Genomic DNA, 12,771 nt, shown 5'->3' with positions numbered 1-12,771 from the left:
GCCTGGTCTATTGCCAATGGGCGCAATGCCGACTCACTTGCTGCATTCATTTCTACACGTACTCCTGGCCCGTGAGCAGCTAACCTACGCAAGTAGTGTTACAAGCAGGTAACCCGGTTACATCAGGCTATCTGCTTGAAAAACAATACAAAAGCTATGCCACTGCAGGTGCCAGGCGTCGCTGGGCGGTTGTGCGCGTGCTCGTCCTCACCACGCGCCACGAACCATCAACGGTGCACAGGCGCCGGCTGCTGCTGGGTCAGGCAATGGATGTTACCGCCACCCAACAGCAATTCCCGTCCAGGGATCATCACCACCTCGTGATCAGGGAATATGCTCGACAGTATGGCCTTGGCCTCGGCATCGGCCGGGTCGTCGAAGCTCGGCGCGATGATGCCGCCGTTGACGATCAGGAAGTTGACGTACGAGCCTGCCAGACGCACCGAAGGGTCACGCTCCTGGCTGCCCGACACCTGGTCGACGCCGGCACATTCTTCTTCGGTGGCGTACAGCGGCCCGGGAATCGGCATCTTGTGCACGACGAAGGCCCGCCCCTTGGCGTCGCGGGTGGTCTGCAGCACTTCCATGGCCGCGTGGCAGCGCGCGTAGTTGGGGTCGTTCACGTCATCTGTCCAGGCCAGTAACACTTCGCCAGGGCGCACGTAACAGCAGAAGTTGTCGACATGGCCATCGGTCTCGTCGTTGTACAGGCCGTCCGGCAGCCACACCACGGTATCGACCGCGAGGTTGTCGCGCAGCACGGTTTCGATCTGCTCGCGGTTCAGGTGCGGATTACGGTTGTGGTTCAACAGGCACTCTTCGGTGGTGATCACCGTGCCTTCGCCGTCCACATGGATCGAGCCGCCTTCGAGCACGAACCCTTCGGTGCGATAACGCTGGCAGCGCTCCATCTCCAGCACCTTGCCAGCCAATGCCTCGTCCCGGTTCCACGGTGCATACAGTCCACCCTCGAAGCCACCCCAGGCGTTGAAATCCCAGTCCACGCCACGCACTTCGCCGTTGTCGTTGACCACGAAGGTGGGGCCGGTGTCACGCACCCAGGCATCGTCGCTGCCCAGTTCAACGACCCGGATGTTGGGCTGGTCCAGCAGGCGACGCGCGTTTTCATACTGGCCCGCCGAGACGCCCACGGTGACCGGCTCGAAGCGCGCGATCGCCTTGGCCAAGGTGACATGGGCCGCCTGCGCCGGCTTACCGCCCAGTCGCCAGTTATCCGGCCGCTCTGGCCAGACCATCCAGACCTGGGTTTGCGGGGCCCATTCGGCGGGCATGTGGAAACCATCGGCACGTGGCGTGGAAGTGAGGGTTTTCATCGTTGACCTCTGTCATGGCCCTGCCCGGAAGGGTGTGGGCGTAAAAAGCGTTTATAACCGATATAAATCCATCTTTAAACAGAATAGCGTTCGAGCAGGCGCATAATATACGGATTATATTTCGATAATAATCGGCAAATACGTGACGCTCGTCGTGCGCAACCTAACCCTAGCAGTGTTCAGAGCGTTGTCGGGCGCTCTTCTGGACAGGACAAGCACGCGTCTGCCAGCTAGGGTCATAACGCATAGCCTGCAGAGTGTTTCCCGATGAACGTGATACCCACTGCCCTCCCCGAAGTGCTGATCATCGAACCCAAGGTCTTCGGCGACAGCCGAGGTTTTTTTTTCGAGTCCTTCAACGCCCGCGAGTTTGCCCGGCTGACCGGCGCCGAGGTCGAGTTCGTCCAGGACAACCACTCGCGCTCCGGCCGGGGCGTGCTGCGTGGGCTGCATTATCAGGTGGCCAATACCCAAGGCAAGCTGGTGCGCGTGGTACAGGGCGAGATCCGCGATGTGGCCGTGGACGTGCGCAGGCACTCGCCAACATTCGGCCAGTGGGTGGCGGTGCACCTGTCGGCGGAAAACCATCGTCAGTTGTGGATCCCAGCAGGCTTTGCCCATGGCTTTGCGGTGATGGGCGATTCGGCGGAGTTTCTGTACAAGACCACCGACTACTACAATCCCCAGGCTGACCGCTGCATCCGCTGGGACGACCCGACGCTGGCCATTGACTGGGGCCTGCAACAGCCGCCTGTGCTGTCAGACAAGGACAAGGTGGGCGTGTCGTGGGCAGAAGCACAAGTGCTGCCTTAACTAGCGCATAATTACATCAGACTTTTCTGACGCAATGATGTGATGATCGCCAAGAACACCCCTCCTCGCCGCCCCCGTTGGCGCAGCCTGGCCTTACTGGCGCTGTGCCTGGTGCCGCTGCTATGGCCGCTGCATCACCTGGCCGAGCGCTATTACCGGCAAGAACTGGCCTCGCAGAACCGGCAGACCCTCGACCTCTATGTCGCCAACCTGCTGGGGACGCTGCACCGCTATGAAACCTTGCCGCAGATCCTTGGCGATTTGCCGGCCTTGCGCGGGGTGCTGGCCGATCCGTTCCGCCTGGAGGCGGTCACCAATGCCAACCGCCTGCTGAAAAACATCGTGCAGCAGACCGGCGCCGAGGTGATGTACCTCATGGACGTCAGCGGCAACACCTTGGCGGCGTCCAACTGGGACAAACACGACAGCTTCGTGGGGCGTAACTTCGCATTTCGCCCTTACTTCAACGAAGCCATGGCCGGGCACCTCGGTCGTTTCTTCGGCCAGGGCACCACGTCTGCAAAGCGGGGGTATTTCTTTGCCGCCGCCGTGCGCGACGGCGAACGCATCGTCGGTGTGCTGGTGGTGAAGGTCGACCTCGATCATACCGAGACCTTGTGGGGCCGCACGCCCGAGCAACTGCTGCTGACCGATCACAACGGCGTGGTCATCCTCACGTCACGCCCGGAGTGGCGTTTTCGCGCCACCCGTCCGCTGACCGCGGCTGAGCGCCAGGCCATCATCGCCATCCAGCCGTACCCGACCCAGGCACCCCAGCCGCTGGTGATCAGTGACGATGCCTGGATCACCCAGACCCGGGCCATTCCAGAGACCGGCTGGCAGGTCAGCATCCTTGCGCCGCGCATCCTGGTGGACCGCTCCGCGCAGACGGTCACGGCCATCGGTGCCGGCGCTCTGCTGGTCATCGTGCTGCTGACTGGCCTGGTAATGCAGCGGCGCCGTCATTATATGGACCGCATCGACTTCGAGGCCCGTGGTCGTCAGCAGCTCGAACAGCGCGTGGCCGAGCGCACCGCCGACCTCGAAGGGCTCAACGCGCGCCTCAAAAGCGCCGTGCTCGAACGCGAAAATGCCCAGCAGGAGGCCGTGAGGGCCCAGGACGAACTGGTGCAGGCAGGCAAGCTGTCGGTGCTGGGCACCATGTCGGCGAGTATCAGCCATGAGCTCAACCAGCCCCTGGCAGCCATTCGCAGCTATGCGGAAAACGCCGAGATCCTGTTGGACCATCAACGTACCGAGGACGCGCGCGGCAACCTGAAACTGATCGGCGAACTGACCGGGCGCATGGCCTCGATCATTGCCCACCTGCGCGCCTTTGCCCGCCGTGACCGCCACGCGCCGGAAAGCGTAGCCCTGCAACCGGCCCTGGACGATGCCCTGGCCCTGCTCGCCAAACGTCGCCGGGCAATGGCGGTGGAGCTGGTGCGCGACCTGCCTGAAGCGACGCTTTGGGTACAGGCGGGCGAAACCCGCCTGCGTCAGGTATTGGGCAACTTGCTGGCCAATGCCCTGGACGCGCTGACCGAGAAGGCCAACCCGCGCCGGTTGTGGATAAGTGCAGAGCAGCAGGACGATTGCGTTTATCTCTCCATTCGCGACAACGGCCCCGGCTTCACCCGTCAGGCACTGGAGCATGCCAGAGAGCCCTTTTTCACCACCAAGACCCGCACCCAGGGGCTGGGCTTGGGCCTGGCCATCTGTGACAGCCTGATGCGCACCCTGGGGGGAGAACTGTTGCTGGCCAACCACCCCGAGGGCGGTGCGGTGCTGACCTTGAAAATGCGTGTAGCCCCGCCGGGTGCCACCTTGCCCAATTCAGAGGATTCTTCGGCATGAGCCCCGAGACACTGATCGACAGCCGCGCCCAGGTGATCCTGGTCGACGACGACGCACACCTGCGCCAAGCCCTGAGCCAGACGCTGGACCTGGCCGGGCTCAAGGTCGTGGCACTGGCCGATGCCCACGGCCTGGCCGAGCGCATTCCAACAGATTGGCCGGGGGTTGTCGTCAGCGATATCCGTATGCCGGGCATCGACGGCCTGCAGCTGCTCGAGCAGCTGCATGGCCTGGACAGCGAACTGCCGGTACTGTTGATCACCGGGCACGGCGATGTCCCGCTGGCGGTACAAGCCATGCGCGCCGGTGCCTATGACTTTCTGGAAAAGCCCTTCGCCAGCGACGCCCTGCTCGACAGCGTACGCCGCGCCCTGGCACTGCGCCAATTGGTGCTGGAGAACCGTAGCCTGCGCATGGCCTTGAGCGACCGCCAGCAACTGGCCACGCGCCTGGTAGGCCAGTCCGCGGCCATGCAGCGCCTGCGCGAGCAGATCGGCGCGCTGGCCGGCACGCGAGCGGACGTATTGATCCTGGGTGAGACCGGGGCTGGCAAGGAAGTGGTCGCCCGCGCCCTGCACGACCTGTCGAGCCGCCGGGACGGGCCCTTCGTGGCCATCAACGCTGGCGCTTTGGCCGAATCGGTGGTCGAGAGCGAGCTGTTTGGTCATGAGCCTGGCGCCTTCACGGGCGCGCAAAAACGCCGCATTGGCAAGTTCGAATTCGCCAATGGCGGTACGTTGTTCCTTGATGAAATCGAAAGCATGAGCCTGGATGTGCAGGTAAAGCTGTTGCGCATGCTGCAGGAGCGCGTCGTCGAGCGATTGGGTGGCAATCAGCTGATACCGCTGGATATCCGCATCATCGCCGCCACTAAGGAAGACCTGCGCCAGGCCGCCGATCAGGGCCGTTTTCGTGCGGACTTGTATTACCGCTTGAACGTGGCGCCCTTGCGTATTCCACCGCTGCGCGAACGTGGCGACGACATCCTGATGCTCTTCCAGCATTTCGCCGATGCGGCCAGCCAGCGCCATGGCCTGGGGCCGCACGCGCTGCAACCTGCGCAACGGGCCTTGCTGTTGCGCCATGACTGGCCGGGCAATGTGCGCGAACTGCAAAACGCGGCCGAACGCTTTGCCCTCGGGCTGGAGCTGGCACTCGATGGCCAGGCGCCGCCTGCAACCAACGCGCCCGCCCCCGTCACCGGCAACCTGAGCGAGCAGGTGGAGCACTTCGAGCGCTCGTTGATCACTGCCGAGTTGGCCCAGCCTCATGGCTCGCTGCGTAGCCTGGCCGAAGCGCTGGGTGTTCCACGCAAGACGCTGCACGACAAGTTACGCAAGCATGGCCTGAGTTTCGAGGGCGGTGGCGGTGGCCACGACGACCATGAGGAAACCCGTTGATGAGCAAGCCGATTCACCCGCTGCAGACAGTGCTTCACGGCGATATTCCACTGACCCGGGAGATGGGCCTGGAGGTGCTGGACTGGCAAGGGCATACCCTGCGCCTGCAACTGCCATTGGCCGCCAACGTCAACCACAAGAACACCATGTTCGGTGGCAGCCTCTATTGCGCCGCGGTCCTGGCCGGCTGGGGCTGGTTGCACCTGCGGCTACAGGAGTTGGGCATCGATGATGGGCATATCGTCATTCAAGAGGGGCAGATCAGCTATCCGCTGCCGGTTACCGGCGCCGCCGTGGCCAGTTGCGCTGCACCGGACGAGAAGGCCTGGTCGCGGTTCCTGACAATGTATCAACGGCGTGGGCGGGCACGGCTGACGCTGGAAACGGCAGTGAGCAACGTGGGCAGTGATGAAGTGGCGGTGCTGTTCAGCGGGCAGTATGTGTTGCACAGGTGAGCGGCGGGGTGATCGCGAGTGATCAACTGTCAGTCTTGTGTGAAGGCGAGCATCTAAGGCCGCTTAGCGGCCCTTTCGGCCCTCAAACGATGAGCAGTTTTCAACACCCAACGCCGCACTGACTCTTGTGAATCAAACAAGCGCAAGCAAGGCCTCTCGCCAACCAGCCCCCGCCGGCAGGGCCAGGAAGTAGGGATTGAGCAGCGATTCGCGCGCCGGATACCGGAAGGGTTGGCCGTCGACCTCGATCACCTCGCCCCCGGCACCTTCGACCACACCCTGAGCAGCCGCGGTGTCCCACTGGGAGGTCGGCGCCAAACGCGGGTAGCAGTCGGCGCTGCCTTCGGCCAACAGGCAGAACTTCAGCGAACTGCCCACCGAAACCAAATCAAGCGGCCCCACCGCAGCACCCAACCCGTTCAGCAAAGCCTCTTGCCGAGGGCTGGAGTGCCGGCGGCTGGCAACCACGGTGAAAGGCGACCCGGCAGGCGGGGTGGCGCGCACCTGGATGGCCTGCGCGGTTTCACCCCGCTCCGCTCGCCAGGCACCCAGGGCCCTGCCGCCGAAATAGCAACGCCCCGAAGTGGGCATCGATACCACCCCGAACACCACCTCGCCCTGATCGATCAAGGCGATGTTGACTGTGAATTCCTCACTGCCGGCAATGAACTCCTTGGTGCCGTCGAGCGGGTCGACCAACCACCAACGGCGCCACTTCTGGCGCTCCACCAGTGGGATATCGCAGTCTTCTTCGGACAGAACGGGAATGTGCGGGGCCAGAGCCTGCAAGCCCTCTGCAATCACTTGGTGTGCAGCCAGGTCCGCAGCCGTGACAGGCGAGTCGTCGGCCTTGTTGACGACGGCCACATCGGCGCGCCAGAACGGCAGGATCGCCTCGCCCGCCGACAGCGCCAACGCCACCACGCCCTGCATCAATTGCTGATCGTTCATAGTGCCAGTACCCCGCGCTGGATCAGCAGGTCACGGGCCAGGTACAAGGCAGCCAGCGCGCGACCTTCGCTGAACTGCGGGTGCATGGCCAAGGCCGACAGCTCCCGCAGGTTGACCTTGTCCACGCCCATCGGCTCCGGCTCATCGCCTTCCAACCGTTCCTCATACAGGTCGGTGGCCAGCACCACCTGGATTTTCTGACTCATGTAGCCCGGAGACAGGGAAAGCTCGGTCAGGTGCTCCAGTTGCCGTGCACCAAAGCCGGCTTCTTCCTTGAGCTCTCGGTCAGCTGCCGCCAGCACGTCCTCGCCGGGCTCGATCAGGCCCTTGGGTAGGGACAGTTCATATTCGTCAGTTCCACCGCAGTACTCTTCGACCAGGACCGCGTGCTCGGCATCGAGCATGGCCACGATCATCACCGCGCCATAACCGTTGCCCCGGCCCACCAGCCGCTCGTAGGTGCGTTCCACGCCGTTGCTGAACCGCAACTCGACGGCCTCGACTCGGAACAGGCGGCTGCTGGCGACGATTTCGCGGCTGAGGACGGTAGGTTTCTGGCGCATGGGGGGCTCCTTGGCGTGAACGGGTTACTATACCGTGGCTTGCCGACCGAACGAGAGTTTCCCATGCCTGTTCTTCCCTGGTCCGCCATCGACACCGTCCTGCTGGACATGGATGGCACACTGCTCGACCTGCACTATGACAACCGCTTCTGGCTGGAGCACCTGCCGCAGCGCTATGCAGAACTGCACGGCGTGAGCCGGGCGATGGCGCAGCTGGAACTCGAACCGCTGTTCGAGCGCAACGCCGGCACGTTGAACTGGTACTGTCTGGACTTCTGGAGCCGTGAGCTGCGCTTGCCGATCCGCGAGCTCAAGCGCGAAATCGCCGACCTGATCGCCTTGCGACCCGATGCCGATACCTTTCTGGCTGCGATCAGCCAGGCAGGCAAGCGGGTAATCATGATCACCAATGCACACCGCGATTCACTGTCGCTCAAACTCGAGCGCATCGAACTGGCACCCTACTTCGACCGTATGATCAGCTCCCACGACTATGGGTTTCCCAAGGAAAGCCCGCAGTTCTGGGATGCCTTGCAAGCCGATATCGGCTTTGAACCTGCCCGCAGCCTGTTCATCGACGACACATTGCCCATCTTGCGCAGTGCCCGGCAATTCGGCGTGGGCCACTTGCTGGCGGTGCGTCAGCCGGACAGCCAGGCGCAGCCTCGGGATACCGCAGAGTTCGCAGCTGTCGAGGACTATCGGGAATTGCTGCACGGACTGTGAACGCAAACCCGCGCCATGGGCGCGGGTTGCGGTGACAAGCCTATAGACAGGCTTACCCGTTACTCGGGAATACGCAACACCTGGCCCGGGTAGATCTTGTTCGGATCCGACAGCATGGGCTTGTTGGCCTCGAAGATCTTCTGGTACTTGTTCGCATCGCCGTACACCCGCTTGGAGATGGCGCTCAGGGTATCGCCCTTCTCCACGGTCACGAAGCGCGCAGCCTGGGCTACTGGGCCGGTGACGGTGATCTGATCGTCGACGCTGGCCACACCTTCAATGTTGCCGGCTGCCAGAATGATCTTCTCTTTCTCTTCCTGGCTCGCTACCTCGCCCTTGAGGGTGACTGTGTCGCCTTCCACGGTGGCGGTGATGTTGGGGTTACCCAACCCGACGTTTTCAACGTGCTTTTTCAACTGCTCCTCGGCCTTGGCATTGCCGGGGGTTAGCAGATCGATCAACTTCTCGCCTGCTTCCTTCACAAAGCTGAATAGACTCATGACGCTCTCCTTGTTGATGTGAAACCGTTGGACAGTGAAGTCTAGGCCATGACTCAGTCAGTCATCGCACTGCGACCTATCGACGCGGTCTATCACGGCATAGACCCTAGCAATTAGACGTCGCCGGCGGGCAAGCCTAGGCTTGTAGCCTCAGTAAGCCGGCGCCCAATCGCCGATCAAGAGCACGCCTGGATGAACAGCAAACCACCGTTCTGTGCGGCCTCGTTACCGTTAGCCCTGCCCGCCGCCAGCACTACCTATGATTACGTCCAGCTCGGCGATGGCCAGCCTGGCAGCACGCCACTGGCCGAAGAAGTCGCCCTGGCGATCGTGTACAACGGCCTGAACCAGGCCGTCATGCTCGTCAGCCCGACCGACCTGGAAGATTTTGCCGTTGGTTTTAGTGTGGGCAGCGGCATCGTTGAAAGCACCGCCGAAATCTACGACGTCAAACTGTCGGGAAGTGGCGCGTCGATGTACGCGGACCTGGAAATCTCCAGCCGCGCTTTCTGGAACCTGAAGAACCAACGCCGCCAGCTGGCCGGCACCAGCGGCTGTGGCCTGTGCGGCGTCGAAGCCCTGGAGCAGGCGCTGCCGGACCTGGCCAAGCTGCCCGGCGCCCCGTTGCCGCCTGCACAGTGGCTGGTCGGCCTGCGCCAGCGCATCGACGCTTTCCAGCCGCTGGGCCAGCACTGCGGCGCCGTGCATGCGGCCTTGTTCATGGACCGCCATGGCGAACTGCTGCTGGGCCGCGAAGACATTGGCCGGCACAACGCCCTCGACAAGCTCATTGGCGCACTGCTGCGCCAGGGCATCGACAGCGACGGAGGCCTGGCCATCGTCACCAGCCGTTGCAGCCTGGAACTGATCCAGAAAGTACTGCGCGCCGGCATCCAGACCCTGGTCAGCCTGTCGGCACCAACGGGCCTGGCCCTGCAATGGGCACGCAGGCACAACCTCAACCTCATTCATTTGCCCAAACACAGCGCACCGCGGGTCTACAGCCCGGCGGCGGAGTCGTAACAGCCGTGACCTCGTACCAGCCTATTCCGAAAAACGCCCCAGCCTCTTCCCCTCGCTACAAGCCCTACCACGGCCCTGCCGGCGGCTGGGGTGCACTGCGCAGCGTGGCCAAAGCCTGGGTTGGCAGCGACAACCCGCTGAAGAACATCCGCGCCCTGCTCAAGACCAACCAGAACGGTGGCTTCGATTGCCCGGGTTGCGCCTGGGGCGACTCGCCCGAAAGCGGCATGGTCAAGTTCTGCGAAAACGGCGCCAAGGCCGTCAACTGGGAAGCCACCAAACGCCGCGTGGACGCCGCCTTCTTCGCCCGCTACAGCGTTACCTCGTTGTTGCAACAAAGCGACTACTGGCTGGAGTACCAAGGCCGACTGACCGAACCGATGGTGTACGACGCCACCAGTGATCGCTACCAGCCCATCAGCTGGGACGCCGCGTTCGCCCTCATCGGCCGAGAGCTGAACAAGCTCGCAAGCCCTGACCAGGCCGAGTTCTATACCTCCGGGCGCGCCAGCAACGAAGCGGCGTACCTGTACCAGCTCTTCGTGCGCGCCTACGGCACCAACAATTTTCCGGACTGCTCGAACATGTGCCACGAGGCCAGCGGTGTGGCGCTGGGGCAGAGCGTCGGGGTGGGCAAGGGCACCGTCACGTTCGAGGATTTCGAGCACGCCGATGCCATCTTCGTCTGGGGCCAGAACCCGGGCACCAACCATCCTCGCATGCTGGACCCGCTGCGCGATGCGGTGAAACGCGGTGCGCAGGTGGTGTGCATCAACCCGCTCAAGGAGCGTGGTCTGGAACGCTTCCAGCACCCGCAAAACCCGCTGGAGATGCTGACCAACAGCGACCGCCCCACCAATACCGCGTTCTTCCGCCCGGCGCTGGGTGGCGACATGGCCATGCTGCGCGGCATGGCCAAGTTCGCCCTGCAATGGGAGCGTGAAGCGCAAGCCAAGGGCGAGCCGGCGGTCTTCGACCACGCCTTCATCGCCGAGCACGGGCACGGCCTGGACGACTACCTGGCGGTGGTCGATGCCACGCCGTGGGCGCATATCCAGCAGCAGTCGGGCTTGGCACTCGAAGACATCGAACTGGCCGCCCGCATGTATTGCCGTAGCCAGCGCGTGATCATGTGCTGGGCCATGGGCATCACCCAGCACCGTCACTCGGTGCCGACCATCCAGGAACTGGTCAACCTGCAAATGCTGCGGGGCAACATCGGCGCGCCAGGGGCCGGATTGTGCCCGGTTCGCGGTCACAGCAACGTGCAGGGCGACCGCACCATGGGTATCAACGAGCGTCCGCCTGCCGCCCTGCTCGACGCCATCGAAGCGCGCTTCGGCTTCCCGGTGCCGCGCAAGAACGGGCACAACACCGTCGAAGCCATCCATGCCATGCTCCAGGGGCACGCCAAGGTGTTCATCGGGCTAGGCGGCAACTTCGCCCAGGCCACACCTGACACCGAGCGCACCGCGCGGGCGCTGCGCAACTGCGAACTGACCGTGCACATCAGCACCAAGCTCAACCGCAGCCACCTGGTTCACGGCAAGCAGGCGCTTATCCTGCCTTGCCTGGGCCGCACCGATATCGATATGCAAGCGGACGGGCCTCAGGCGGTCACCGTCGAAGACTCGTTCAGCATGGTCCATGGCTCCAACGGCCAGCTCAAGCCACTGTCCCGGCAGATGCGGTCCGAACCTGCGGTCATCGCTGGCATCGCTGCCGCCACCCTGGGCAAACACCCTGTGGACTGGCAATGGCTGGTGGCCGACTACGACCGCATTCGAGCCCTGATCGCCGACACTATTGCAGGCTTCGCTGATTTCAATCAGCGCATGCGCCAGCCTGGGGGGTTCTACCTGGGTAATAGCGCCGCCCGGCGCGAGTGGGCCACGGCCAATGGCCGCGCCAACTTCAAGGCCAACCTGCTGCCAGACTCCCTGATCGACGAGCGTGTACGTAATAGCGGCCAGGTGCCGGACTTGGTGCTGCAATCGATGCGCTCGCACGATCAGTACAACACCACCATCTATGGCCTGGATGACCGTTACCGAGGCGTACGCGGCCAGCGCGACGTGTTGTTCGCCAACGAAGCCGACATTGTTCGGCTGGGCTTTGAGCCTGGCCAGAAGGTCGACATCGTTTCACTGTGGGGAGATGAGCATGTACGCCGCGTGCGCGGCTTCACTCTGCTGGCGTTCGACATACCTGCAGGGCAGGCAGCGGCCTATTATCCAGAAGTGAACCCTTTGGTACCGCTGGAGAGCATTGGCGAGGGTAGTCACACACCCACGTCCAAGTTCATTGCGATCAAACTGGAACGCGCAGAGGACGACGGGCGAATACTCTGAATGAAAAAGCCCTGGTCCAATACAGGAGCAGGGCTGGGTCACAAGAGCATAGGACCGCAAAAAAAATACAAAGTTTCACTTATAAATCAATGAGTTGACGAATTGTGTACAACCCGTGCAATTCGTCGGATATTCGTTGCCACTGGCTGCAGATAGAAGCACATTCGCCTCGTCATCACTCTGAGGCTCTCTTGAATGAAGAAGTACTCCTCGATTCTGTTGTTGTCTTTCAGCTTGCTCAGCGGCGTTGCCATGGCAGGCGGCTCCACCGAGGCCGGCATTGGCGGCGCATTGGGTGGGGTACTGGGCTCAGTCGTAGGCCAGTCCATCGGTGGTAGCACAGGCGGCGCCATAGGCGCAGGCCTGGGCGGCGCCGCCGGCAGTGCGGTGGGCGCCGACAAACGTCAGCGTGGCGAAGCGGCCATCGGCGGTGCGCTGGGCGCAGCAGGCGGCAACGTGGTGGGCCGTACCGTTGGCGGCTCCACCGGCAGCTACATCGGTGCAGCCGCTGGCGGCGGCGCCGGCGGTGCCTTGGGCAACTACATGGGCAACAAGGCTGATCAGGATGATCGCCGCGACCATCGCCGCTACCGCCGCGACTACGACGACCGCCGTCACTGGGACCGTGGTCACCATTACGGCCACCGCAAGCACGGCCGTCATCGCCACCCTTGATGGGTCAGCGGTAACCGCTGCGCAAAGACCCCGTCTTGAGGCGTAATGCTGTTCACTTAAGCGTGTTGGGGCCGTTTCACGGCCCATCGCGGCACAAAGGCCGCTCCCACGATGCCCAGTGAG

12 protein-coding genes are annotated in these 12,771 nt (G+C 63.1%); 8 read left to right on the top strand and 4 right to left on the bottom strand.

Annotated features, from left to right (window positions below; genetic code table 11):
* Positions 1-227 precede the first annotated feature (227 nt).
* Positions 228-1,334 carry an agmatine deiminase gene (gene aguA, locus NMB38_RS01120; protein WP_027914102.1) on the bottom strand — a complete coding sequence of 369 codons (1,107 nt, stop codon included), beginning with the start codon at positions 1,332-1,334 and terminating at the stop codon, positions 228-230.
* A gap of 267 nt (positions 1,335-1,601) precedes the next feature.
* On the opposite strand from aguA, the gene rfbC reads away from it, so the two are divergent.
* From rfbC to NMB38_RS01100, 4 genes are read left to right on the top strand one after another with little or no spacing between them, the layout of a single operon-like run.
* A complete protein-coding gene (gene rfbC, locus NMB38_RS01115) occupies positions 1,602-2,147 on the top strand; it encodes a dTDP-4-dehydrorhamnose 3,5-epimerase (RefSeq protein ID WP_023535751.1) in 546 nt (181 codons plus the stop codon).
* A gap of 42 nt (positions 2,148-2,189) precedes the next feature.
* Positions 2,190-4,004, top strand: a complete 1,815-nt coding sequence (locus NMB38_RS01110) for a sensor histidine kinase (RefSeq protein WP_027914104.1) — start codon at positions 2,190-2,192, stop codon at positions 4,002-4,004.
* Positions 4,001-5,404 (top strand): sigma-54-dependent transcriptional regulator, encoded by a 1,404-nt coding sequence (locus NMB38_RS01105; protein WP_027914105.1) that lies wholly within the window; start codon positions 4,001-4,003, stop codon positions 5,402-5,404. The genes NMB38_RS01110 and NMB38_RS01105 overlap by 4 nt, the downstream gene beginning before the upstream one ends.
* The gene (locus NMB38_RS01100) at positions 5,404-5,859 is read left to right on the top strand and encodes a thioesterase domain-containing protein (RefSeq protein ID WP_027914106.1); all 456 of its coding nucleotides are present in this window, start codon (positions 5,404-5,406) and stop codon (positions 5,857-5,859) included. Before NMB38_RS01105 ends, NMB38_RS01100 begins: the two co-directional genes overlap by 1 nt.
* 132 nt (positions 5,860-5,991) lie before the next feature.
* On the opposite strand, the gene cysQ is transcribed toward NMB38_RS01100, so the two are convergent.
* Both cysQ and nudE read right to left on the bottom strand, forming a co-directional pair.
* Complete coding sequence (gene cysQ, locus NMB38_RS01095) at positions 5,992-6,810, bottom strand: 3'(2'),5'-bisphosphate nucleotidase CysQ (RefSeq protein WP_028688174.1); 819 nt, start codon at positions 6,808-6,810, stop codon at positions 5,992-5,994.
* Entirely contained in the window at positions 6,807-7,373 is a 567-nt protein-coding gene (nudE, locus tag NMB38_RS01090; RefSeq protein ID WP_023535727.1) for an ADP compounds hydrolase NudE, read from the bottom strand. The genes cysQ and nudE overlap by 4 nt, the downstream gene beginning before the upstream one ends.
* Before the next feature lie 63 nt (positions 7,374-7,436).
* On the opposite strand from nudE, the gene yrfG reads away from it, so the two are divergent.
* Positions 7,437-8,099 carry a GMP/IMP nucleotidase gene (gene yrfG / locus NMB38_RS01085; protein ID WP_028688175.1) on the top strand — a complete coding sequence of 221 codons (663 nt, stop codon included), beginning with the start codon at positions 7,437-7,439 and terminating at the stop codon, positions 8,097-8,099.
* Positions 8,100-8,158: 59 nt separating this feature from the next.
* Here yrfG and lysM read toward each other — a convergent pair whose 3' ends face one another.
* On the bottom strand, positions 8,159-8,599 hold the full coding sequence (lysM, locus tag NMB38_RS01080; RefSeq protein WP_027914110.1) for a peptidoglycan-binding protein LysM: 441 nt from the start codon (positions 8,597-8,599) through the stop codon (positions 8,159-8,161).
* 192 nt (positions 8,600-8,791) lie between these two features.
* Between lysM and fdhD the strand changes: the two genes are divergently transcribed.
* The 3 genes from fdhD (at position 8,792) to NMB38_RS01065 (ending at position 12,648) form a co-directional block, all read left to right on the top strand.
* Positions 8,792-9,622 carry a formate dehydrogenase accessory sulfurtransferase FdhD gene (gene fdhD / locus NMB38_RS01075; RefSeq protein ID WP_049696771.1) on the top strand — a complete coding sequence of 277 codons (831 nt, stop codon included), beginning with the start codon at positions 8,792-8,794 and terminating at the stop codon, positions 9,620-9,622.
* Between the two features lie 5 nt (positions 9,623-9,627).
* Entirely contained in the window at positions 9,628-11,973 is a 2,346-nt protein-coding gene (locus tag NMB38_RS01070; protein ID WP_049696772.1) for an FdhF/YdeP family oxidoreductase, read from the top strand.
* A gap of 195 nt (positions 11,974-12,168) precedes the next feature.
* On the top strand, positions 12,169-12,648 hold the full coding sequence (locus tag NMB38_RS01065) for a glycine zipper domain-containing protein (RefSeq protein WP_345956490.1): 480 nt from the start codon (positions 12,169-12,171) through the stop codon (positions 12,646-12,648).
* The last annotated feature ends 123 nt before the right edge of the window (positions 12,649-12,771 follow it).

The organism is Pseudomonas sp. FBCC-B35 (assembly GCF_059133755.1).
Note: the sequence above shows the minus strand (reverse complement) of the source record. Positions and strands in the feature narration are given on the sequence as shown.

Bases quoted from the DNA above. Each gene is read 5' to 3' on its own strand.
- NMB38_RS01065 (WP_345956490.1), top strand. From the start codon at position 12,169: ATGAAGAAGTACTCCTCGATTCTGTTGTTGTCTTTCAGCTTGCTCAGC.
- NMB38_RS01100 (WP_027914106.1), top strand. From the start codon at position 5,404: ATGAGCAAGCCGATTCACCCGCTGCAGACAGTGCTTCACGGCGATATT.
- lysM (WP_027914110.1), bottom strand. From the start codon at position 8,599: ATGAGTCTATTCAGCTTTGTGAAGGAAGCAGGCGAGAAGTTGATCGAT.
- yrfG (WP_028688175.1), top strand. From the start codon at position 7,437: ATGCCTGTTCTTCCCTGGTCCGCCATCGACACCGTCCTGCTGGACATG.
- cysQ (WP_028688174.1), bottom strand. From the start codon at position 6,810: ATGAACGATCAGCAATTGATGCAGGGCGTGGTGGCGTTGGCGCTGTCG.
- nudE (WP_023535727.1), bottom strand. From the start codon at position 7,373: ATGCGCCAGAAACCTACCGTCCTCAGCCGCGAAATCGTCGCCAGCAGC.
- NMB38_RS01105 (WP_027914105.1), top strand. From the start codon at position 4,001: ATGAGCCCCGAGACACTGATCGACAGCCGCGCCCAGGTGATCCTGGTC.
- rfbC (WP_023535751.1), top strand. From the start codon at position 1,602: ATGAACGTGATACCCACTGCCCTCCCCGAAGTGCTGATCATCGAACCC.
- aguA (WP_027914102.1), bottom strand. From the start codon at position 1,334: ATGAAAACCCTCACTTCCACGCCACGTGCCGATGGTTTCCACATGCCC.
- fdhD (WP_049696771.1), top strand. From the start codon at position 8,792: ATGAACAGCAAACCACCGTTCTGTGCGGCCTCGTTACCGTTAGCCCTG.
- NMB38_RS01110 (WP_027914104.1), top strand. From the start codon at position 2,190: ATGATCGCCAAGAACACCCCTCCTCGCCGCCCCCGTTGGCGCAGCCTG.